The following is a 23032-nucleotide window of genomic DNA, read 5'->3' as shown; positions in this document are numbered from 1 at the left end:
TTTATTATGTGTCCTTAAATAGATTATGTGTAAACTATCGCGGATACGTATTCCGCAAGGCGCTTCATTGCGCGACCCGCAACTGGAAGTGGCATTTGTTGATACACGTGCCAACCATCTTTTTCTATATCAATAACAGCTTTTCCACCAGCTTTGTTAATCTTCTTTTGAAGACGAACACTATCATCAAGAAGTATTTCATTCCTTCCAACCATAATTACAGTAGGTGGAAAGCCGTTAAAATCGCCATTAAGCGGGCTATATATTTCATTTTCAGGAGCAGCTTCTGTGCCTATATAAGCATCCCTCACTCCCAAGACATATTCCTTTGTAAGAATTGGATCTTTTTCTTTATATGTTTCGTATGAATCAGAAGATGCTGTCATATCAGTCCAAGGACTAAGAAGAATTAGGCATCTTGGTTTAAGCTGCTTTTCTTTTATCAACTTCATGGTCAGGCACAAAACTAAATTGCCACCTGCAGAATCTCCTGCAAACAATACTTGTCTGGCGCCATATCCTCTATCCATCAGATAATTCCAAATATGAAAGCCATCATCTAAAGCTGCAGGATATTTATGTTCCGGTGCAAGACGATACTCGAAAGATACAACCGAAAATCCAGTAGCCACGGCAAACTTTGCTGCAAGAATTCTTGCATAAGCGAGGCCACCGCAAGTATAACCACCACCATGAGCATATAAAATCACATACTGTGGATTATGAGCAAAATCAGGCTTTATCCATTCGCAATGAACATCTCCTACCGTGAAGGCTTCAACCGATACATCACTTGTTGGCGCAGCAAGTCTACCAGCCATTTCCATACCAGCACGTTGCCGTTTTAAATCTTCTTCTGTCAAAGACTTTCCAGCGATGGAATTTACAGCTTTTAAAGCCTTCATTAAGGGATCATTGAAATTGATTTTTAATAACGCCATACTTCTCCTCATAAAACTCTTATTTCTATTATAATTATTATTAATGTCAATTTCTACTTTCTCCACAAAATCTACACTTTCATCGCTATTTTCCTAGGTTTTCACAATTTCTTCACAATTTAAACACAATTTGACACCATTTAGATATATGCATTTGTTACAATATTTGTGTACGAAAAAGCAAGAGTCTTTTTTAGGGGAGGCGCATCATGGATATAGCTGAGATTTCTATGAATTTAAGTCAAAATTCGCTAATGTCTGCAGTGGGGACTGCTATGCTAGGCAAGACTATAGATCTCGTAGAAGGACAAGCCAAAGCCCTCACAGAAAGTATGGATATGAATTCACCTTCACTTGAGAGCCTGGTTTATCCTACGTCAGGTACCATGATTGATATGCGCGTTTGAGTTATTAAATGTATTTGGTTTTTACATTAAGGGTCTGCTCGTTGCAGGCCCTTTTCTAATTTTGTTATAGAATTTAACCTAGAGAAATCAATCGAAAATACTGGTAAGCAATTCACAAATATTCTTTTTATTCTGCATTCTTTATTCACATATTTTCCATTGTTCCTTCAGAAATAGATTGTATTATAATTACATCGCAAGACAGAAGCGATGAACCATTTTTTTCATAACATTATTCTCCCTTTTTAAAAAAGACGCTCCGCTGGCGTCTTTTTTATTTGTCTTTATTAAGTTTAGAAGCAGCTCTTACGTTCCACCAGTTTTGGTTCCAACAGAATATGTGCATCCCTCTTGGATATGCTTTTATCTATGAGCCCAATCAGTGTTTCGGCTGCTCTTCTACCAAGCTCTTCCTGTGGATGGGCTATAGTGGTGATTCCTTTGCTATGAGCAAGTAGTGAATTATCAAATCCTGTAACAGAAATATCATGAGGAACATTTCTGCCAATGTTTTGCAATCCCTTTATAACATCAGCAGCAATCTCATCATTGTAGCAAACTACAGCATGGCAGGATATTCCACTTTCTAAGATTCTAAGCAATCCCTCCATAGGTTTCATAGTTCTATCCTTGGTGTGATACCAAACAACCAAATCAGGATTGTATGTAATTCCTGCAGCCTGCAAGGCTTTTACGTAACCTTTATGACGAAGCACGCCCTGGGTGTCATCTGCTTTAAAAATGCCTGCAATATTCTTGTGACCAAGATTAATCAAGTATTCGGTGATTAATCGGCCTCCTTCCACATCGTCAATCATGACATAAGGCCTATCCATCATAGATTCATAACATCCCTGGATAAAAACATATGGAATCCCCATACTATCCATCTGATCATAAAGCACCTGATGCTGACAGCTAATTGCGCTTTGGCTAGGTTCGATAATCATGCCATCGATGTTTTTTGAAAGCAATTCCTCCATACACCAGGCTTCTCCCTTACGGGAATTGTTGGTAGTCTTCAGTAAAATACTGTAATTATTTTCATCAAGAACCTGATTAATCCCCTGAATTACCCTAGGAAAAATGTAATCTGACATATAAGTGGAAACAACAGCAATATTTTTACTGTTACGCTTTTTAAAGACACGCTCAGCAACGAAGGTTCCACTACCATGAACAGCATATAGGTACCCCTCATCAATAAGCCTGCCAAGTGCCTTTCTAACTGTCTGCCTGCTGACGCCATATTCATTGGCTAGCTGATTTTCAGATGGAATCCTGTCATTCGCCTCATACTTACCTGAATTAATGGCACTCTTTATATCTTTAATTATCAGTTCGTTTTTTGCGTTAATCATATGTTTATATATTCTTAATTCTTTCGATAGCTCTTGCAGTGTTTTCTGCAGAACCGAAAGCTGTCAGGCGGAAGTAGCCTTCACCTGATGGGCCAAAGCCGGCGCCTGGTGTTCCAACAATCTGAACCTTTTCAAGGAGATAATCAAAGAAATCCCATGAAGTCATGTTATCAGGTGTTTTGAGCCAGATGTAAGGTGCATTTACACCACCATAAACTTCAAAGCCGGCGTCCTTGAGGCCTGTGTAGATAGTCTTGGCGTTGTTCATATAATAGCCTACCTGCTCTTTAATCTGAGCCTGGCCTTCTGCTGAATAAACAGCCTCTCCAGCGCGCTGAATGATGTATGGAGCGCCATTGAACTTTGTACCATGACGACGAGCCCACATTCCGTGAAGAGCAACTCCATCAAATACAAGATCCTTTGGAACTACTGTGTAGCCAAGACGCACACCTGTAAATCCTGCATTCTTAGAGAATGAATGAATCTCGATAGCACATGTCTTAGCTCCTGTACACTCGTAAATTGAATGTGGTACATCTGCTTCTGAAATATATGCTTCGTATGCTGCATCAAAAATGATTAGGCATCCATTTTTATTTGCATAATCAACCCAAAGCTGAAGCTGGCTCTTTGTAAGAGTAGTTCCAGTAGGATTGTTTGGAAGACATAAATAGATTACATCTGGTACCTCACTTGGGAATTCTGGTACAAACTTATTTTCAGCTGTTGTAGGCATGTAGATAATATCTGACCACTTGCCAAGCTTTTCATCGTATGTGCCACATCTGCCTGCCATAACATTTGAGTCAACGTATACTGGGTATACTGGGTCACATACTGCTATTTTAACATCAGCGGCGAATAATTCTTGAATATCTGCAGAATCAGATTTAGCTCCGTCTGATACAAAAATCTCATCAGCACTAATATCACATCCTCTGGACTGATAATCATTTTTTGCGATTGTTTCACGTAAAAATGGATATCCCAAGTCTGGAGCATATCCGTGGAATGTGCTGGCATCTGCCATCTCATCAACAGCGCTGTGTAAAGCCTTTATCATAGCAGGAGCTATAGGCTGAGTAACATCACCAATTCCAAGTCTGATGATATCAGCATTTGGATTAGCCTCGCTGTAGCTTGCCACCTTTTTTGCGATTGTTGAAAAAAGATAGCTACCTGGTAACTTTTGAAAATTAGTATTAACCTTGAACATATTCGCCTCCTTGTAATTAATTATCTAGTAACAATTCTTTTAACTATTCTCTCATATGAAAGTTCTCCGCCAAATAAATCCAGGCAAGAACCCACTGTGAAATCCATGTTATTATCACTTAAGTAACTGATGAGCTCGATATCGCCATAATCTGCGACACCACCAGCATAGGTGATAGGGACTTTCTTGTAACGGGCTAAAAATCCCACCAAGTCTCTATCTATTCCTTTTTGTCTTCCCTCAACATCGGCTGCGTGAATCAAAAATTCATCGCAGTACTGAGCAAGTCTATCAAGGAAATTGTAAGTAATCACTTCCTTGGATACCTTTTGCCATCTGTCTGTGACTATTACAAATCGATCCTCAATCCTAGTGCAAGACAAATCAAGAACAAGATGCTCTCTTCCAACTGTCTCAGAGATGCGACTAAGGGCATCATAATCAACACGACCATCATTAAATACATAAGATGTTACGATGACATGGCTAGCTCCGGCTTCAATAAAATCCTTAGCGTTTTTATCATCAACACCGCCACCGTACTGCATTCCTCCTGGAAACGCCTTAAGCGCCTCGATTGCTTCTGCCTTAGAAGCCTCGTATTCCTTGGTACCCTTCATGTTGAGATTTATAATGTGCCCGCCGCGAAGGCCATCCCTTTTATAAAGGCTGGCATAGTACGCAGCACCTTTATCAGCCACAAAATTTTCTATTGGCTGGCCATCTGCTTTTCCCAAATCAGAAATGCTATCTCCAACAATTTGTTTAACCTTTCCATTATGAATGTCAATGCATGGTCTAAATTGCATCTTGCGTGTCCTCCAGTAATAATATTTAGTAAGTTATTAAGAAAACAGTCAGTCTAAAGTATATCTACAGCCTTTTGTATTTGCAATGCAAGTTTCATAGAATATTGTCGCAATTTTCTGTAGATATTCGGTATCTTTCACACCAGCAGTCTCATATGGTGAATGCATGGCAAGCTGAGGTAATCCAATGTCTACACCATTGATTGAAACATGGGCATTGGAGATATTTCCCAAAGTAGAACCTCCAGCCACATCAGAGCGGTTTACAAATGTTTGATATGGCACTTTTGCCTTTTTGCAAATCTCAGAAAAGATTCCATATGCAAGTCCATCAGTCATATATTTTTGATTGGCGTTAAATTTAACAACAATACCTTCATTAATATAAACTTTGTTAGTAGGGTCACTCTTTTCCGGATAGTTAGGATGGAGTGCATGGGCATTATCTGCCGAAACCATAAATGAATTTGCAACAGCTGTAAGCAGATTTGCGTTAGTGCCGCCCATTGCTTCATTTATTCTCACAAGAGCATCATATAAAAACGTAGAATCAGCTCCTTGCTTAGTTCCGCTGCCCACCTCTTCGTTATCGAATGTCACATGAATCTGAACGGCAGTTTCTGAATTATCAGCTTCAAGCAATCCCATCATAGAACAATAGGAGCATTGCAAATCATCCAATCTTCTAATAGAAATAAACTCATCATTGGCGCCCCAGACTCTTCCAGGTTCTCTATTATATAAGAACAAATCGCTTCCAACGATATCCTCTGTATCCACTGAAAGCTCTTTAGCCACAAGCTTTTTGATGTTAAAATTTTCATCCATGGAAACCAGTGGTAACAAATCCTTTTGAGGATTATATTTATAGCCGTCGTTTGCTTCTCGATTCATATGAATAGCCAAGGATGGAAGCATACATAGATCCTTATCTATATTTACAAGCTTTGTTTCTATACCGTCTTTTGTTCTGATAATTGCTCGACCAGCTATGGAAAGTGGCCTATCAAACCAAGGCGCCATAAGCATTCCACCGTATTTTTCAGTGTTAAGCTTTACATAATGCCCCTCTTTCATTTCCGGCATCTCTTTGATTCTGAAGCTAGGTGAATCACTATGAGAAGCCATAATCATAAAGCTTTTGCATTCTTTTTTAGGCATTCTAAAGGCCAAAATCGATGAACCGTTTCGGGTGACGAAATAATTTTTACCTAGCTGGATATTCCAAGCTTCTGCCTCATTAAGCTCTTCAAAGCCTTCTTTAATAAAACGCTGCCTTTGATTTGCAACTGCGTGAAATTGAGAAGGACTTTTTTCTATAAATTCAAATAAGCCTTTTACTATCTTATTCATTTCTTTTTTCCATCTTTCTTTACTGAATATCCAAAAGTGCCTTTTGGTGTAGTAAGACCAAAGTAAGTGCCATGCGAATATGCTAAAGGATTAGCTGACTCAAGCTCAAACTTTCCTGTCTCGTTCATGTATTTCTCATCAGCATGTACACACAATACATCTGCCACAAACATGTGATGACTGCCATATTCATGTACTTCTTTGACTCTGCACTCAATGTTGACTGGTGATTCAACAATCATAGGAACATTGATTTCATCCGCTTCTTCCTTATGTAAATTGCATTTTGCGAATTTATCTACATCTCTTCCACTTGTTACACCGCAATAGTCTGTTGCAAAAGCCAAATCCTCTGTTGTGAGATTAATTACAAACTCTCCAGTCTCTTTTATCATATGATAAGAGTGTCTGCTTGGTCTAACTGAAATATAGGCCATTGGCGGGTTAGTGCATACTGTACCAGTCCATGCAACGGTAAATACATTATCCTGTCCATCTTTATCTCTACAGGTAACCAAAACCGCTGGCAATGGGTATATCATATTTCCCGGTTTCCACCTCTGTTTTCCCATATCTACCTCCAAATATTTTTCTGTAGAATACTATACCCTAAAAAGGCCTCAAACAAAAGGATTTTGATTAATATTCTTTATCACTTTATCACTTTAATACGTCATATTGCAAACGCTTTAAAGTGGCGATATAATAGGTGTACTTTGTGCAAAAAAGGAGAGTATATATCATGAATGAAGAATTCAAACCTTACATTCCTGCTGACAAAGTAACTCCAGAGATGACACCTACTTCTATTATTATGGGTCTTCTCCTTGCAGTTATCTTTGGTGCAGCGAATGCGTACCTTGGACTTAGAGTTGGTATGACAGTATCAGCATCTATTCCAGCAGCTGTTATTTCTATGGCTGTAATCAGAGTTATTATGAAAAAGGATTCAATCCTTGAAAGCAATATGGTTCAGACAATCGGTTCTGCCGGTGAATCTCTTGCTGCTGGTGCAATCTTTACAATGCCAGCATTATTTATCTGGGCAGAGGAAGGCGTTATGGATACACCATCCCTTGCTACTATCACAATCATCGCACTTTTCGGTGGATTACTTGGTGTATTTTTCATGGTTCCACTTCGTAGTGCACTTATCGTTCAGGAGCACGGCGTGCTTCCTTATCCAGAAGGAACTGCTTGTGCAGAGGTTCTTTTAGCTGGTGAAGAGGGTGGCTCTTCAGCAGGTGCAGTATTTGCTGGTATGGGTATTTCTGCCGTAGTTAAGTTCTTTGTTGACGGACTTCAGGTAGTTAGCTCAACACTTACAATTAAGTTCAGCTCATTAAAGACTGAGCTTTCAGCTGAAATCTATCCTGCACTTATTTCTGTAGGTTACATCTGCGGCGCACGTATTTCATCTTACATGTTCGCCGGTGGTTTAATTGGATGGTTCGTTCTCATCCCTGCAATCGTTATCTTTGGTAAGGATATTACAATGTATCCAGCTAGCGTTTCTATCTCTGAGCTTTATGCTAACGGTGGTGCTAGTGCTATCTGGTCTAACTACATCAAGTACATTGGTGCTGGTGCCGTATCTGCAGCTGGTATCATCAGTCTTGTAAAGACATTACCACTTATCATTGCAACATTCATCGGTGCTATGAAGAGCATTAGTAAGTCAGGCAGCGCTTCAAACGAGCGTACAGCACAGGATCTTGATATGAGACTTGTACTTGGCGCAATCGCTGTCCTTATCCTTGGTATCTGGCTTGTTCCTGCAGTACCTGTAACATTACTTGGCGCAATCATCATCGTAGTATTCGGTTTCTTCTTTAGTGCCGTTTCTTCAAGAATGGTTGGTCTTGTAGGTAGCTCAAACAACCCTGTTTCAGGTATGACAATCGCTACAATCCTTATTGCTACTATCTGCCTTAAGGCTACAGGCGATACAGGCGTACACGGTATGGCTGGTGCAATCGCAATCGGTTCTGTAATCTGTATCGCAGCTGCTATGGCTGGTGATACATCACAGGATTTAAAGACAGGTTATATCTTAGGTGCTACACCAAAGAAGCAGCAGATTGGTGAAATCATGGGTTCTATCGTAGCAGCATTTGCTATCGGTGGCGTTATGATCCTTCTTAATACAGCTTACGGATTTGGTACAGCAGCTATCCCTGCTCCACAGGCTACAATGATGAAAATGATTATCGAAGGTGTTATGAACGGTAATCTTCCATGGGGACTTATCTTCATCGGTGCTTTCATCTCTATCGCTGTTGAGCTCCTCGGAGTCGCAGCACTTCCTGTAGCAATCGGTCTTTACCTTCCACTTGAGCTTTCAAGTGCTATCATGGTTGGTGGTGTTATCAGAAAGATCGTTGATAAGAAGTACTCTAAGCACGATGATCAGTCAGGAAAGGGACTCCTCTTCTGTTCAGGTCTTATCGCTGGTGAAGGTCTCGTAGGTGTAATTCTTGCAATCCTTGCAGTTGTTGGTGTTACAGATAAGATGAACCTCAGCGGTATGTTTGCTGAGAATTCAGTTATTCCTACAGCACTTGGTATTGTTGTATTCGTTGCAACTATGATTGCTGTTTATTGTGTAGCTTCAGGAAAAAAGAATGAAAAGTAATGAAAATTATTTAGATTATGTTTTCAAAATTAAAGATGGACTTGTCTGGACTCTTAATGAGTCCGGACAGGCCATTGTAGATATGGAAAATAAAGGTTTCACAAATAGATTTGCACAACGTTTTTTTAAGAGACCAAAAACAAGTCATATCACACTTGAAGGCATGGGAAGCTTCATCTTTACATGCATTGACGGACAGAAATCTGTATATGATATAGGCGCTCTGGTTCACGATGAATTCGGTGACGAAGCCGAACCATTATATGGCAGATTAAGCGTATATATGAAGCAGCTAGAAAAACTAAACTTTATCGAAAGAGTATAAAAAAAGGGATTGCGAAAATGCAATCCCATTTTTTATTCTTCTTCCATCATTTCAGAGAATGTTCCCATGTAAACATTTCCTCCTCCAACAAGGAAACGTAAATCATCCATAAAAGCTTTTGTCTTAGGGTTATCTCCAAAGCCTCGCTCTTCAATTTCTTTTAAAAAACTTTTTCCTAGATCGGAATCTATGATGAATTCTTCATCAACTTCCTCATCATCAAAGCTACGATTTTTAACATATTCGCCGCGGAAGCGCTTGTACTCAGCAGCCTTTACGCCGTCATACTTCATTTTATCCTGCTCGATAATACGAATACAATTAAGCATATCTTCAGCATCTGATAAGGCGTTATGCTCTACTACTCCACCAAGCCCACAGATCGTTTTCATATCTGCTAAGGAAAGATTAGCATCCAGACCTCCAGTAACATCCAAGCTAACTTCTTTTTGAATGTTATCAAAAGTGCTAATAAATTTTGCTACGCTACGCTTAAGTGGTTTCTCAAGATTTCTGGACTCGTAGTCCCTTTGAAAACTGTTTTTATCGCCGCCCCACACACAAATCTTACCAACCTGAAACTTACGAATACGATGAATCAGTTCTGTCATGACCTCTTCGTAAGGGGTTGCAAACTCTAAATCCTCATTTGTAAGTCCGGTAAGCTCTGTAATAAGAGGTGGAAGCTTATGTCCTGGTCTAAGCTGAACAGTAGAATAAAATCTGTCTAGTTCTTCGTGAGCTGGATTAGTAATAATGACTCCGACAGATATAACATCTTCTATGGAGCTTTTCTTATATCTAGCACTTAAATATTCAGCATCCAGAAAAGCTTGATTTTTGCCTTTGTATCCTGCTGGTGCAGTCTGACTAGGCCCTTTAACTTTTTTTGTTGTTTTAGATGTTGCCAATGCATATCTCCGTTATAAAAAATACTTCAGATAGATTTTATCATGTTTTTGAAGCTTAGTCTATTAAAGGGTATTAATGATATTTAAAAACATTTACATATCCAAAAAATCATGGTAAAATCTTCTATGTGTGCATTGCACATGAAACTTGAAAATCTTATTAATAAGGAGAAAAATATGAAAAAGAAATTAGCTGTATTGCTAGCAACAGTTGCTTCAATCGCAACTATCTTCACAGGATGTGGAAAGGACGTTTCAGGCGATTATGTAGCCGAGGTTAAATTAGCAGATTTCATGGAAGAGTCAGATCTTTCTGATATGGAAGAAATGGGCATCGACATGAGCGACATCACATTAGATGTAACACTTAACCTTACAAAGGATAACAACTTCACATTCGCATTTGATACTACATCATTCAAGGATGATTTCTCTGCTCTTATCAATGATAACATGGACGGAATCATCGATCAGACACTTGAAATGTACGGTATGTCTAGAGAAGACTTCACAGATGAAGTTGCTCAGGCAAGTGGTTATGATAACGCAGATGCATTCTTCGAGGAGATGAAGAATCAAATGTCATCAGCTATGGACCAGGCTTATGAAGAGTTAGACAAGGAAATGGAAGAGGCTAACGTAACAGGTACATACAAAGTTTCTAAGAACAGCGTAACATTCGTTTCTTCTGATGAAGATGGTGTTGGCTTAGACGAGGGAACAATCGGTTCTGACGGTTCTATCACAGTTGTTACTGATTACGATGGACAGGACTTCACACTTGTATTCAACAAGCAGTAATTTAAGTTAAATGAAAGGATTCAGCTACGATTTGTAACTGAATCCTTTTTTTATTTATAAAACTATTTATCCTAAACTATATCAAAATTCTGTAGCGCCTCTATTCGAACTTCGTCAGGAATAGTATCTGAAGTTTCACCCTTCTCTAGCGTCTCAACTGTTTTAGCGCTTTGATTTGCCTCTGAAAGCTTTGTGATATTATCTGCCACTGACTTAGTAAACTCATCATTTTGGGCTGCTTGGGCATCTCTACGTGCCTCTCTAGCCTCCATTTCCTGATTGTAATCGATTTGAGAGATATCTCCTTCTAAATACATCTGTTTAAGCTCAGAATCAGAATATCCAATATATGAAGTGATGTCAGCCTCATAGGTATCTGTTTCAGATTCTGGCACCTCTTCTATCGCATCCTCTACAGGCGCCGTGTGAACGTTATATTCCGGTGTTTCAAAGTCCTCCTCCTGAGCCTCTAGTCTTGCAATTTCATCCTGAAGAATTTCATGGATGTGGTCACTTTCCTTTTCCTCGTCATTCTTAACTCGAACTGTATCTCCATCCTCTGAAGTTGCTATCACAGGGCCATACTCTTCTGTAACAATATCCTTTGAAGGTTCTGATTTCGCAGGCGAATCAGAAGCCTTAGCTGGCGATGGTTTCGGACTAGGGGCTGGCTCTGGTGCTTTTGTGACCGGTGCCGTATTAACTTTATTTATATTATTACTAATATCTGGCATAAGCGCTCCTTTCAGGAAATGCAAATTTCCACCTATAAAGGTATTATAACTTTAATATATGAATAAACTGTGTAATCTTGTATTTATATTAGTACATTATTTTTTGTTTTTATTCAGATACATCGTTAATTATTTATCATACCTATGTTATAGTAGATAACAGCTAGGCGTTAGGTGTGTCTAACTGCCCATGACATTCCTAGCAAACCCCACTAGCTTGTAACCAATTTATTTTTTTATTTAGGAAAGGGAATTATAATGGCAAATCATGATTTCGAACAATGGAATGGATTTGTAGGTCGTGTTTGGAAAGATAACATCGACGTACGTGATTTCATCCAGAACAACTACACTCCATATGATGGAGATGAGTCATTCTTAGCAGGTCCTACAGACGCTACTAACACTCTTTGGGGTAAGCTTCAGGAGCTTCAGGCAGCTGAGCGTGCTAAGGGTGGTGTACTTGACATGGAGACAGAAATTGTTTCTTCTCTTACTTCTTATGGTCCAGGTTACATCTCTGATGAGACAAAGGATCTTGAGCAGATTGTTGGTCTTCAGACAGACAAGCCTCTTAAGAGAGCTTTCATGCCATACGGTGGTATCACAATGGCTGAGCAGTCTTGCAGAATGTACGGTTATGAGCCAAGCGAGAAGCTTCACGAAATCTTTACAGTTTACCATAAAACACATAATCAGGGCGTATTCGACATCTACACACCAGAGATGAAGAAGGCTCGTCACAATAAGATTCTTACTGGTCTTCCTGATACATACGGACGTGGACGTATCGTAGGCGATTACAGAAGAGTTGCTCTTTACGGTATTGATTACCTTATCGAAAAGAAGCAGCATGATTTCGCTAACACAGCTCGTCAGGGTATGAGACGTTACGACTTCCAGCTTCGTGAGGAAATCACAGACCAGATTAATGCTCTTAAGGGCATGAAAGAAATGGCTGCAAGCTACGGCTTCGATATTTCTAAGCCAGCTGCTAACGCTAAGGAAGCTGCACAGTGGTTATACTTCGGATATCTTGCAGCTATCAAGACTCAGAACGGTGCTGCTATGTCAGTAGGACGTGTTTCTACATTCCTTGACATCTACTTCACACGTGATCTTGCAAACGGCGTTATCACAGAGTCTGAGGCTCAGGAGATCATCGATCACTTCACAATGAAGTGCCGTATGGTTAAGTTCGCTCGTATCGAGTCTTACAACCAGCTCTTCTCTGGCGATCCAGTTTGGGCTACTCTTGAAGTTGGTGGTATCGGTCTTGACGGACGTCATCAGGTTACAAAAACTTGCTACAGATTCCTTCACACACTTGAGAACATGGGTCCTTCACCAGAGCCAAACCTTACAGTTATGTATTCAAGCCGTCTTCCTGAGTCATTCAAGAAGTACGCTTCTAAGATTTCTGTTACAACATCATCTATCCAGTACGAGAACGATGATGTAATGCGTGTTACATGGGGCGATGATTACTCAATCTGCTGCTGTGTATCTGCTACAGAGACAGGTAAGGAGCTTCAGTTCTTTGGTGCTCGTGCAAACCTTGCTAAGTGTCTTCTTTACGCTATCAACGGTGGTGTTGATGAGAAGTCACACGATCAGGTTGGTCCTGAGTACACACCTATCACATCTGAATACCTTGACTACGACGAGGTTATGCACAAGTTTGATCAGATGATGGATTGGTTAGCTCACCTTTATGTTGGAACACTTAACATGATTCACTACATGCACGACAAGTACTACTATGAGGTTTGCCAGATGGCTCTCATCGATACACATGTACGTCGTTCATTCGCTACTGGTATTGCTGGATTCTCACACTGTGTAGATTCACTTTCAGCTATCAAGTACGCAAAGGTTAAGGCTATCCGTGATGAGGACGGTATCACAAAGGATTTCGAAATCGAAGGTGATTTCCCACGTTACGGTAACGATGATGACAGAGCTGATGAGATTGCTATTTGGCTTCTTAGAACATTCATGTCAAAGCTTCGTCACATCCACACATACAGAGATTCAGAGCCTACAACATCTATCCTTACAATTACTTCAAACGTAGTATACGGTAAGGCTACTGGTGCTCTTCCAGACGGAAGACCTGCAGGCGAGCCACTTTCACCAGGTGCCAACCCAGCATACGGAGCAGAGAAGAACGGTCTTGTTGCTTCCCTCAACTCTGTTGCTAAGCTTCCATATGAAGAGGCTCTCGATGGTATTTCAAATACACAGACAATCAACCCAGGTGCTCTTGGACACACTGATGAAGAGCGTGTAAACAACCTTGTTAACGTTCTTGACGGATACTTTGATCAGGGTGCTCATCACCTCAACGTAAACGTATTCGGCAAAGAAAAGCTCATCGACGCTATGGAGCATCCAGAGAAGCCTGAGTACGCTAACTTTACAATCCGTGTATCAGGTTACGCTGTTAAGTTCATCGACTTAACAAAAGAGCAGCAGCTCGACGTAATCGCTCGTACTTGCCACGAGGCCCTCTAATATAACGCCACCACTTTGTGGCTAACCTATCAAGCCCTACGTATATAAAGAGCACATTCGCTGACACGCTTTCGCTCTTGTCGCGCTACTCACGTTACATAAGAATCCGCTTCGCGGATTCAAGTAACGAGTGCGCTTTAAGGTCAGCTTAATGTACTCATTTATATACTTGGGCTTTTATTTACTGATACTTTTTAGTTATAGTAAGCTTCAAGCAATCACCTACGTAAGCTCTATAGGAGGTACGAAATGAGTAACATTATTGGATACGTTAATAAATTTGAAAGCTTTGGTGCTGTGGATGGACCAGGGGTACGTTTTTTGATTTTCTTAAATGGATGCAAAATGAGATGTGCTTTTTGTCACAATCCTGAGACTTGGGTTGAGAAAACTGGCGATGAGTACACAGCTGACCAGGTTCTTGAAAAGGCACTTCGTTTTAAGCCTTACTGGAAAAAAGATGGTGGCATCACTGTAAGTGGTGGCGAGCCACTCCTTCAGATAGATTTTGTCTTGGATTTATTTAAGAAAGCCAAAGCAAAAGGTATTACCACATGTATCGATACAGCTGGTCAGCCTTTCACTCATGAAGAGCCATTTTACAGCAAATGGAAGGAGCTTATGAGTGTAACCGATACAGTTATGCTAGATATAAAAAACATCGATTCTGAGGAGCATAAGAAGCTTACAGGTGTAGACAATGCAAACATCCTTGAAATGGCAAAAGAGATTTCAGATATGGGAATCCGAATTTGGATTCGCCACGTGCTTGTGCCTGGCGGAAGCGATAATGATGATTTGCTCCATCGCACTCGCGAATTTATCGATACCCTTAAGACTGTAGAGCGTGTAGAGGTTCTTCCTTACCACAGCCTTGGTGTTCCTAAATATGCCGAGCTTGGAATTCCATACAGATTAGAAGGTGTTGAATCTCCTACTGCTGAAAGAATACAAAACGCAAAAGAAATTCTTGGCGCAAAATAAACACAGGATGCTGGGGACTTAATCCCTAGCATCCTGCTTTTATATATTCAACCTGTGGCGTTGCCTACAGGTTGTTTTTTATATTGTAAATGAATCCCTAATATCCTTTAATTCATCGGAATTCTGTTCGGTCTCACCAACAACCTTTACAACACCATCAGAAAGATTTGCAACGTCTGTTGTCTTTTCAGCTACAGTAGTAACTGCATCTGCCGCCTCTCCAACTGTTCTTGAAATCTCCTGAACTGAAGTTGAAATTTCTGCTGTTGCCTCCTGTAATTCAGATATCTTGCTTGAGATATCACCCATAATTACTGAGAAGTTTTCAGCGTCAGCCTTATAATCATCAGCCATCTTTAAGAAGTTATTGTAATCTTCTGAAACGTCATTTTCGATGTAATTAAGTGTCTTTGTAAGGCATTCATTCATGGATTCGACAGATGACTTTACATCCGTAACGATTTCCATGATTCCTGTAACTGTATCACTTGACTGAGTTGCCAAACCACCAATTTCTGTAGCTACAACAGCAAATCCTCTTCCTGCCTCACCTGCACGAGCAGCTTCAATAGATGCATTCAAAGCTAAAAGATTTGTCTGGCTAGCAATATCCTGAATAGCCACAGCCAAATCATTTACCTTTTCTACAGCCTTTGACTTCTCCAAAGCCACCTTGCTCTCTTCTAGGATTTCTTCATATATACGGGATGTCTTTTCTCTAGCTGTAACTGTATCATCATAAACTCCCGAAGCCTTTGTCTTTATCTCATGGGCAGATGTTGCACCAGTCTTTGCTTCGTCTGCAATAAGATCAGCATTCTCTTTAATTGTGGTTGTCTTCTCGCTAATCAAATCTGTTGTAGCAGAAGTCTCTTCCATACTGGCTGCGAGCTGCTGTGAAGATGCCGAATTATCTGCATTAGCTGAGTTAATCTCCATTGTAATATCTTTAAGTGTAAGCGCATGTCCCTCAAGATCAACTGAAGTACTTGCAATTCTTTCAACAATATTTCTGAGGCTCTCTTCCATGTTTACAACTGCGCGAGCCATAACTCCAGTCTCATCTTTATTCTCTTCAATTACTTCCACTTCATGATTTGCAGTAAAATCTAACTGTCCAACTCGCTCAATAACACCAGTTATTATAGCTATTGGCTTTGTGATTCCCTTAGCTGAAATAATACCAATCAACAAAACAACAATAGAGACAATCAAAGAAATAATAAGTCCAAGATTTCTGATTGAATTAATCTCGGCCATAATCTCTTTATCATCAGCTACACAAACTGTTACCCAGCCTGTAGATTTCATAACCTGGTATGCGCTGTACTTGATAACTCCATTCTCATCTTTATAACGGCTAATATCAGCAGCGTCATAATTACCAGATGGAATCTTAGTCAGTAACTCATTAATAACAGCATTAGTAACTTTCGTATCAATCTTGTCTGGCTTTTTATGATAAATAAATGTACCTTCTTCATTTATTACATAAACATAGCTTGATTCTATACCATTTAAACCTCTTCCATCCAAAATCGGTTTGAGCAATTCGTAATTAACATTCTCAACTCCATTAGCCTCAATTTCCTGCTCAACTATCTCATTGCATAATGTGGCCAAATCCTGCATATTATGCTCATTTACAGATTGAATTGTAGCCTTTGCTCTAGGAATAATAAAGGCAATATTCAGTACGAAAAAAACAACAATACTGATAACTACCAACGAAAGAATTTTTACATAAATTGAATGGATATTAATACCCCCAGCCTTTTTATTCATATAGCCTCCTTTGCTCATATGTCCAAGGTTACTCTTGAAGTATAATACCCATTCATGATATTTTAGTGAACTAATTGTTAATTAAGAAACAACATTCTGTGTCTAGCGCAGTTGCCATTCACAGCTGTTTTGAAGAATCGCCCTCACCTAGATGGCTCCCCCGTATTTGTACAGGTTGTGATTTTGCGAATATTGCTGTTTATCTTATGGGCCAATTTTATGCATCGCACATGTGTCTTGTTGCGGAATGAACTATTTTGAAAAATGTTTTTTGGGTGGCGGACACTGATGTTTTATATGTACTTCTTAGACTAAGGGGACTTGGTTTCATATTCCACTTGCTAAGTAACATAACAAAGCAGGTTTTGCATATCTAGGTACCGTGGCACATTCAACATCCTGTTTTAAGTGACCACTTGCGCTGCCGTCCATGGCAGCGCATACCTATATATTGCAAAGCCTGCTTTTATGTTACTAAGCTCGCTACAAAATCAACCAAGTCCCCTTCAGTCTAAGAAGTACAATTTATACAATGCTGTGTGTCCGCCAACTAAAAACCTTTTTCAAAACTGTACAGGCCTGCAAAAGACACATGTAAATAAAGATGCATAAAGGGCCCATTAGAAAAACGCAATATTCATGCAATGCAACCTGTACAAATACGGGGGAGCCATTTTGGTGAGGGCGATTCCCCCTTATTATACTGTGAATGGCAACTAGTGGCTTTCGTGAAGCCACACGAGCATTTCGTTTTCGCCTCTATTTGCCCAAGCGTAGTATGGAATAAACTTTAGCTGTACCTGTTCTTCCTTAGGCTTTTCGGTGCTGTACAAAGTGGGGTTGTTTGATACAAGCTTTAAGCCTGTAGTCGTAATGACGCCCACTCCATTTAATAATTCGCTGTCCCACTCATATTCGAATTGGGCATCCACAGGAAGTGAAATGCTATTAAGGTTGTCGCCATTATCCACGCCCTCTATGCAATAGATAAAAGGACCTCTGGCAATAGTCACTTTTCCTATGTCGTTTGAAACAGCTGTATTGGCATAGTATCTTTTTATTGAAACATCAAGCTTCAATGATATTTTAGCTGTAGTATTTCCTTTGACAGTGATATATACATAGCCATCTTCTGGTGCTTTAGTATCCGCAGTTCCATCCACAGATAGCTGATATCCATCTGCCCATGCTGGAATTCGCACACCAATATTAATATCATTATCTCGACTATTTTCTATTGCAAGTTCTACACTATCATCCCAAGGATAATCTGTTGATTGGGTAATAGAAATGACGCCATCCTCACCTGGAAACTCTGTTTGGCCAGCAATAAACTGATTGATGAGAATAGAATCCGTATTCTCTGTATAAATATAGTCATCAAGTGATGTAATAAGCCTTGCAAGGTTTGGTGGGCAACAAGCGCAGCCAAGCCAAGAAGGACGAACTGGCTTAACATGGCTCTTTGTTGGGTCTTTCAATGACTTGAGCGGATTTACCTCTAACGGATTTACGTAGAAGAAATGCTTTCCGTCTAAGGCCATTCCAGCTAGAGCGCAGTTATAAAGAGCTCGTTCCATAACATCAGCGTATTCTGCCTTTGGCTCAATTCTTAACATCTGCCTTGCAAAGAATATGAGGCCAATAGCCGCACATGTTTCGCAGTACATAGTATCATTTGGCAAATCATAATCAAGGGTAAATGACTCGCCTATTACTGTTGAGCCTATTCCGCCTGTAACATACATTCTGCGTTTTGTAATATCATCCCATAATCTTTTGCAAGCTCCGTATATCTCTTTATCACCAGTGCTTGCAGCTAAATCTGCCAAAGCAGTACACATGTATACAACGCGAACTGCATGACCTTCAGCTGTTTCCTGCTCCAATATAGGCTTATGATTTTGGAAATAGGTATCAGGCATTTTCACTATTCCTGACAATGCATCTGGACCGTCATATTTCTCAGCCTGTTCTCTAAAGAAGTCGGGATTCTTGCCTCGTTCCATTAGGAAATATTTTGCAAGATTAAGATACTTTGAGTCATTTGTCACATGATATAAGCGAAGAAGTCCGATTTCTATTTCTTCATGACCGTCGTATCCATGGATTTTTCCATCCTCTGGGCCGAAGTTATCATTTATATTATCTGCAGCTTTCTTTGCCACAGCCAGCACCTTTTCATTTCCTGTGGCCTCGTAATATGCAACCGCTGCTTCTATAAAATGTCCCATGCAATATAGCTCGTGGCTTCCTGCAAGACTCTGGTATCTATAATTTATACCAAGGATTGAATAAAATGTATCAAGATAGCCATCATCTTCCTGTGCCTCTGCAATCAAATCGATTGTTTCTAAGGCTTTTTTCTCAAGCTCTGGGTCCATTTTCTCTCTGAGAGAATAGGCAACAGCCTCTAGCCATTTGTACACATCACTATCCTGAAATGTCCATCCATAATGCGTGCCGCTTGTTCTTCCTGCTGCAATTTTAAAATTTTCTATAGCATGGCTTTTTTCGCTTGGAATCCCATCATCGTTTAGTCTTTCTTTCTCGATTTTTATTCCAGCGATATCGTTCAAAACCTTCCACTGATATGGAATCATTTCCGTACGAACGAGGTTCCTATACCTAGACCAGAATTTAGAAGTAATATTTGTTTTAGTATTCATAGTATTATGCCCCCATTTCTAAAAAACACCACTAAAATTATATGACACTCTATTGAAAGTATCGATTCACAAAGTAGGTTATTTGTAACATTTTTCATAAAATGAGGCAGGTCGCGTAACCTGCCTCAGGAGTTGAGAAATGAAGAAGAATTATCTCTATTTACCAATTATGGAATCAATTGTAGCTTGTGCTTCTTTTGCTGCATCGGCCGGTTCTGCATCTCCAATAAGCACCTTGTTGAATGCAAGTGAAATAGCATCTGAAATATCTGGCCATTCTGGTAATGGACCTCTAGCATGTGCATATTTCATTTCATCTACAAATACCTGGTATACATCATCACCTTCGAACTGTGTCTCAGCAATTTTTGAATCTGCTGAAATGTATCCCATAGTATTCATCATGTAAAGACATGTCTCACCGCTTGTTGCATACTGTAAGAACTCTATTGCTGCCTCTTCATTACCACCTGCGATAACTGCATAATTCTCACCGCCAAGACCAGAAGCCTGCTCTGCATCCTGAGGAATTGGTGCTACATTCCAATTTAAATCTGGAACCTCTTCTCTCATTGTAGGAATCTGCCATGTACCATTAATCATCATTGCAAGGTTTCCTGAGATAAACTGATTCATTGTGTCGCCCTGAGTCCAGTTTATTGCTTCCTTAGGGAATGCGCCTGACTCAACTAATTCCTTTTCAAACTCTAAGGCTTTGATACCACCTTCTGAATCAATTTCATATGATGTTGCGCCTGTTGACCATACCCATGGCAAGAAGTTAAATGTACCTTCCTCATTCTGTAATGCGCAGTGAGCAAATCCATAAACATTATCTGTAGTGGTTGCTTTTGCTACATCCAATAATTCATCCCAGGTAGTTGGAACTTCACAGCCTGCTGCTTCAAGCATATCCTCATTGTAGAAAAGTACTAAATCGTTACTACCAAATGGAACACCATAAAGCTTACCATCTAAAGTACATGAATTTACAGGTCCCTCATAATATGAGCTTACATCGAATCTACCTGTTAAATCTGCGAAGATACCCATTGCAGCGTATGAAGCATGATCTGGATTATCGAGAATTACAAGATCTGGCAATTCTCCTGCAGAAGCTCCAACTGAAAGCTGCTTCTTAAAATCTGCAAATGGTACGTATTTTGCCTCAACAGTAATATCATCCTGTTGATTATTAAACTCTTCGATAATATGGTTCAATGCGGCCTGATGACCTTCTGTTTCCCAATAGTACCAAATTGTTACATTACCTGCGGCTTCTCCGCCTTCTCCTGTTGCCCCGTTAGATGCGCTATTTCCCGCCGAACCGCATCCACCTGCAAGCATAGCTACACTCATTGTAGCTGCAAGAATTTTTAATAACCCCTTTTTCATCATAACACCTCCTAATTAGTGTTTGTTCTTTATGCATTTATTATATTAGGCAGGTTATACCATCAAAACTCAACTTTTCTAAAAAAAGAGGAATTTTCTAAAATTACTTAGTAATAGGCACCCTAATAGTTACCTTTGTGCCAGCGCCTAGTTTACTTTCTATTTGAACCTTACCCTGATCTCCATAGTACATATTCAGTCGCGTTATGGCATTAGCCATACCAATATGGTGTTTGTTATCGTCTTGAAGAATGTCCATAGAATTAAATCTTTCTACTATATCACCAGACATTCCCTTTCCATTATCCTCAATGATGATAATCAACTGTTCTTCCAGCTTTGCTATGATAGAAAGGCTACAAATGCTTTGATTATCTTCAAAGCCATGGATAATCGCATTTTCCACAAATGGCTGTAAAAGTAATTTATGTATCATCACATCATTAGCATCCATTGCAACATCTATGTTACAGCTGAATTTGTTTTTTAAACGCACCTGCTGCAAGTATATGTATTTTTTAAGCCACTCTATTTCATCTGACATTTTCACTGCTGCATTGCTGTCACTAATAGCATATCTGAGGATAGACGCCAATGCGCCTATAGCGTTGCTAATTTCATATTCATCCTTATCAATTGCAAGCCAATTGATGGTGTCTAGAGTGTTATATAGAAAATGCGGATTGATTTGAGCTTCAAGTGCTGCAATTTGTGCTTCTTTTTGTTTAACAAGAGCTTTTCTTTCGCTGGCGCTTGCGGCTTCCAGTTTTTCAATCATTTCATTGAACCCTAGAGCAATCGTCTCGATTTCAAGCGGCATTGAATTATCAATCTCTACTGAAACATTAGAGTTAGCTGTCTGAGCCTGTTTCATGCCTTTTACAACCTTGTCTACAGAACTGGCCAGACGCTCGGTCATGCTTATTATTATCAGTGATATTGATAAAAAAATAATCACTTCAATCACAAGAATCAGCTTTAATTGATAATGCAAAGCCTTGGTAAGATTTTCTCTGTTATATATGTATACTATATTCCAGCCTAATGCCTCATCAGTGTAATAATAGGTGTCAAAATTATCCATGCCTAAGTGCTCTGCCGCAAAATTGCTGAATCCGTCTTTGGATACTTCTTTGATGGTAGTGCCTATGAGCTCCTGGTGCTTTCCACAGCTTGTGATTCGCCCATCATTATCTGCTATAAAAATAAAGCTTCCACTTTCCTCATCTGTAGCGCATGTGCCTTGAATCATTTTTTCATCCACACTGATGATTACTATTCCAACATCTCTTCTAATATCTTTGTAATCAACAAAACGATGGGTTAGATGCAGTAAATAATACTCTTCATTTGCAAATGTAGTTCCATATTCAGGCGGAAAAATATGAAGCAGAGCATTTTGCGATGTCTCACTATACAGCTCTTTTCCATCCATACTGTAATTATCAAGCCAGCCATTTTCATAAGTCTTATTCGTCATCTGATCATATGCGATGATTTCTCCATTATTAGCTATGACTGTTATTGACCTGATATAATCCTTTGAATTTACAAGTGCTCGCAAATATCTTCGCAAGCTGTTCTTTGCAACAGACTTGTTATTATCTTCGTTGATAGAATCTACATAAGCAATCACATCATCATTTGTATATATCTGATATAACACGTCTTCATATGAATCCAGCAGTATGTTTATATTATTATCCACTTGTAGTAGCGTATTATCTGAGTTTTTTTCTGCCGTTTCTTTTAACGCATATGCGATATTATTGTAAGAAAAGAAACCTAAGGCAGCACTAGACATTATTGCAACTATGAGAAATACATAAAGTATTCTTTTTCTAAGACTTATTTTTCCTTTCGACATTATTATCCCCCAGCCAGAATAGAGTAGGAGGCGGTGACTAACCGCCGTCCTCTCACGGCACCGTACGTACCGTTCGGTATACGGCGCTTTCAATAGTTGACGTGCACAGACTGATAGGCTGTGGCTAAATCATAGAAGCCACTGTTTATCAGTCTTTCTTTTGTCATTGCCATGTTGACTGCGACTGTATGTGTGGTAAACCAATGTCCGCGCCGACTGTTACCAGCCAAAAGCGCCAAGTCCTTGGGCACGCCCATCTTTATGAGATTGCGTACTTTAGTTTTTGGCTTCTTCCACTGTTTCCATATACACATACGTA

At 39.7% G+C, this 23032-nt stretch carries 18 protein-coding genes and 1 pseudogene; 6 read left to right on the top strand and 13 right to left on the bottom strand.

The window, feature by feature from the left end; genetic code table 11:
* Nucleotides 1-23 precede the first annotated feature (23 nt).
* Nucleotides 24-941 (bottom strand): alpha/beta hydrolase, encoded by a 918-nt coding sequence (locus T498_RS0109485; RefSeq protein ID WP_036978300.1) that lies wholly within the window; start codon nt 939-941, stop codon nt 24-26.
* 209 nt (nt 942-1150) lie between these two features.
* On the opposite strand from T498_RS0109485, the gene T498_RS0109480 reads away from it, so the two are divergent.
* Nucleotides 1151-1348 carry a YjfB family protein gene (locus tag T498_RS0109480; protein ID WP_028235704.1) on the top strand — a complete coding sequence of 66 codons (198 nt, stop codon included), beginning with the start codon at nt 1151-1153 and terminating at the stop codon, nt 1346-1348.
* A gap of 293 nt (nt 1349-1641) precedes the next feature.
* On the opposite strand, the gene T498_RS0109475 is transcribed toward T498_RS0109480, so the two are convergent.
* The 5 genes from T498_RS0109475 to T498_RS0109455 are packed head-to-tail and all read right to left on the bottom strand — an operon-like array spanning nt 1642 to nt 6662.
* Nucleotides 1642-2709: a GntR family transcriptional regulator gene (locus tag T498_RS0109475; protein WP_028235703.1), complete on the bottom strand. Its 1068-nt coding sequence runs from the start codon at nt 2707-2709 to the stop codon at nt 1642-1644.
* A gap of 4 nt (nt 2710-2713) precedes the next feature.
* Nucleotides 2714-3928 (bottom strand): LL-diaminopimelate aminotransferase, encoded by a 1215-nt coding sequence (locus T498_RS0109470; protein ID WP_028235702.1) that lies wholly within the window; start codon nt 3926-3928, stop codon nt 2714-2716.
* Between the two features lie 20 nt (nt 3929-3948).
* Entirely contained in the window at nt 3949-4737 is a 789-nt protein-coding gene (gene hisA / locus T498_RS0109465; RefSeq protein WP_028235701.1) for a phosphoribosylformimino-5-aminoimidazole carboxamide ribotide isomerase, read from the bottom strand.
* 48 nt (nt 4738-4785) lie between these two features.
* Entirely contained in the window at nt 4786-6090 is a 1305-nt protein-coding gene (locus T498_RS0109460; RefSeq protein ID WP_028235700.1) for a M18 family aminopeptidase, read from the bottom strand.
* On the bottom strand, nt 6087-6662 hold the full coding sequence (locus tag T498_RS0109455; protein WP_028235699.1) for a flavin reductase family protein: 576 nt from the start codon (nt 6660-6662) through the stop codon (nt 6087-6089). Before T498_RS0109455 ends, T498_RS0109460 begins: the two co-directional genes overlap by 4 nt.
* 170 nt (nt 6663-6832) lie before the next feature.
* Between T498_RS0109455 and T498_RS0109450 the strand changes: the two genes are divergently transcribed.
* Entirely contained in the window at nt 6833-8725 is a 1893-nt protein-coding gene (locus T498_RS0109450; RefSeq protein ID WP_028235698.1) for an OPT family oligopeptide transporter, read from the top strand.
* The gene (locus T498_RS0109445) at nt 8715-9050 is read left to right on the top strand and encodes a PqqD family protein (protein WP_028235697.1); all 336 of its coding nucleotides are present in this window, start codon (nt 8715-8717) and stop codon (nt 9048-9050) included. The genes T498_RS0109450 and T498_RS0109445 overlap by 11 nt, the downstream gene beginning before the upstream one ends.
* Nucleotides 9051-9082: 32 nt before the next feature.
* Here T498_RS0109445 and T498_RS0109440 read toward each other — a convergent pair whose 3' ends face one another.
* Nucleotides 9083-9961 carry an exonuclease domain-containing protein gene (locus T498_RS0109440; protein WP_028235696.1) on the bottom strand — a complete coding sequence of 293 codons (879 nt, stop codon included), beginning with the start codon at nt 9959-9961 and terminating at the stop codon, nt 9083-9085.
* A 177-nt stretch (nt 9962-10138) separates the two neighbouring features.
* Here T498_RS0109440 and T498_RS0109435 point away from each other — a divergent pair, with 177 nt between their 5' ends.
* Nucleotides 10139-10762, top strand: a complete 624-nt coding sequence (locus T498_RS0109435; RefSeq protein ID WP_028235695.1) for a hypothetical protein — start codon at nt 10139-10141, stop codon at nt 10760-10762.
* 71 nt (nt 10763-10833) lie between these two features.
* On the opposite strand, the gene T498_RS0109430 is transcribed toward T498_RS0109435, so the two are convergent.
* Nucleotides 10834-11496: a hypothetical protein gene (locus tag T498_RS0109430; protein ID WP_028235694.1), complete on the bottom strand. Its 663-nt coding sequence runs from the start codon at nt 11494-11496 to the stop codon at nt 10834-10836.
* Nucleotides 11497-11754: 258 nt separating this feature from the next.
* On the opposite strand from T498_RS0109430, the gene pflB reads away from it, so the two are divergent.
* Complete coding sequence (gene pflB / locus T498_RS0109425; protein WP_028235693.1) at nt 11755-14013, top strand: formate C-acetyltransferase; 2259 nt, start codon at nt 11755-11757, stop codon at nt 14011-14013.
* 249 nt (nt 14014-14262) lie between these two features.
* Nucleotides 14263-14997 carry a pyruvate formate-lyase-activating protein gene (gene pflA / locus T498_RS0109420; protein WP_028235692.1) on the top strand — a complete coding sequence of 245 codons (735 nt, stop codon included), beginning with the start codon at nt 14263-14265 and terminating at the stop codon, nt 14995-14997.
* Nucleotides 14998-15075: 78 nt separating this feature from the next.
* On the opposite strand, the gene T498_RS16250 is transcribed toward pflA, so the two are convergent.
* The 5 genes and pseudogenes from T498_RS16250 to T498_RS17025 all read right to left on the bottom strand — a co-directional run.
* Nucleotides 15076-16782, bottom strand: coding sequence for a methyl-accepting chemotaxis protein (locus T498_RS16250; protein ID WP_051524698.1), 1707 nt, complete (start codon nt 16780-16782; stop codon nt 15076-15078).
* A 716-nt stretch (nt 16783-17498) separates the two neighbouring features.
* Entirely contained in the window at nt 17499-19451 is a 1953-nt protein-coding gene (locus T498_RS0109410; RefSeq protein WP_028235691.1) for a glycoside hydrolase family 127 protein, read from the bottom strand.
* Nucleotides 19452-19607: 156 nt separating this feature from the next.
* Entirely contained in the window at nt 19608-20849 is a 1242-nt protein-coding gene (locus T498_RS0109405) for a sugar ABC transporter substrate-binding protein (protein WP_051524697.1), read from the bottom strand.
* A 100-nt stretch (nt 20850-20949) separates the two neighbouring features.
* Nucleotides 20950-22713, bottom strand: a complete 1764-nt coding sequence (locus T498_RS0109400; RefSeq protein ID WP_028235689.1) for a cache domain-containing sensor histidine kinase — start codon at nt 22711-22713, stop codon at nt 20950-20952.
* Nucleotides 22714-22802: 89 nt separating this feature from the next.
* A pseudogene (locus T498_RS17025) lies at nt 22803-23032 on the bottom strand (group II intron reverse transcriptase/maturase); the annotation flags it as partial.

The sequence above is a fragment of the Pseudobutyrivibrio sp. MD2005 genome, from assembly GCF_000621865.1.
Lineage (GTDB): Bacteria > Bacillota > Clostridia > Lachnospirales > Lachnospiraceae > Pseudobutyrivibrio.
The sequence above is the reverse complement of the archived record's forward strand: the minus strand, read 5'-3'. Positions and strand labels throughout refer to the sequence as shown.

Coding starts and splice junctions, on each gene's coding strand:
- T498_RS0109485 (WP_036978300.1), bottom strand. CDS start 941: ATGGCGTTATTAAAAATCAATTTCAATGATCCCTTAATGAAGGCTTTA.
- T498_RS0109480 (WP_028235704.1), top strand. CDS start 1,151: ATGGATATAGCTGAGATTTCTATGAATTTAAGTCAAAATTCGCTAATG.
- T498_RS0109475 (WP_028235703.1), bottom strand. CDS start 2,709: ATGATTAACGCAAAAAACGAACTGATAATTAAAGATATAAAGAGTGCC.
- T498_RS0109470 (WP_028235702.1), bottom strand. CDS start 3,928: ATGTTCAAGGTTAATACTAATTTTCAAAAGTTACCAGGTAGCTATCTT.
- hisA (WP_028235701.1), bottom strand. CDS start 4,737: ATGCAATTTAGACCATGCATTGACATTCATAATGGAAAGGTTAAACAA.
- T498_RS0109460 (WP_028235700.1), bottom strand. CDS start 6,090: ATGAATAAGATAGTAAAAGGCTTATTTGAATTTATAGAAAAAAGTCCT.
- T498_RS0109455 (WP_028235699.1), bottom strand. CDS start 6,662: ATGGGAAAACAGAGGTGGAAACCGGGAAATATGATATACCCATTGCCA.
- T498_RS0109450 (WP_028235698.1), top strand. CDS start 6,833: ATGAATGAAGAATTCAAACCTTACATTCCTGCTGACAAAGTAACTCCA.
- T498_RS0109445 (WP_028235697.1), top strand. CDS start 8,715: ATGAAAAGTAATGAAAATTATTTAGATTATGTTTTCAAAATTAAAGAT.
- T498_RS0109435 (WP_028235695.1), top strand. CDS start 10,139: ATGAAAAAGAAATTAGCTGTATTGCTAGCAACAGTTGCTTCAATCGCA.
- T498_RS0109430 (WP_028235694.1), bottom strand. CDS start 11,496: ATGCCAGATATTAGTAATAATATAAATAAAGTTAATACGGCACCGGTC.
- pflB (WP_028235693.1), top strand. CDS start 11,755: ATGGCAAATCATGATTTCGAACAATGGAATGGATTTGTAGGTCGTGTT.
- pflA (WP_028235692.1), top strand. CDS start 14,263: ATGAGTAACATTATTGGATACGTTAATAAATTTGAAAGCTTTGGTGCT.
- T498_RS16250 (WP_051524698.1), bottom strand. CDS start 16,782: ATGAATAAAAAGGCTGGGGGTATTAATATCCATTCAATTTATGTAAAA.
- T498_RS0109410 (WP_028235691.1), bottom strand. CDS start 19,451: ATGAATACTAAAACAAATATTACTTCTAAATTCTGGTCTAGGTATAGG.
- T498_RS0109405 (WP_051524697.1), bottom strand. CDS start 20,849: ATGATGAAAAAGGGGTTATTAAAAATTCTTGCAGCTACAATGAGTGTA.
- T498_RS0109400 (WP_028235689.1), bottom strand. CDS start 22,713: ATGTCGAAAGGAAAAATAAGTCTTAGAAAAAGAATACTTTATGTATTT.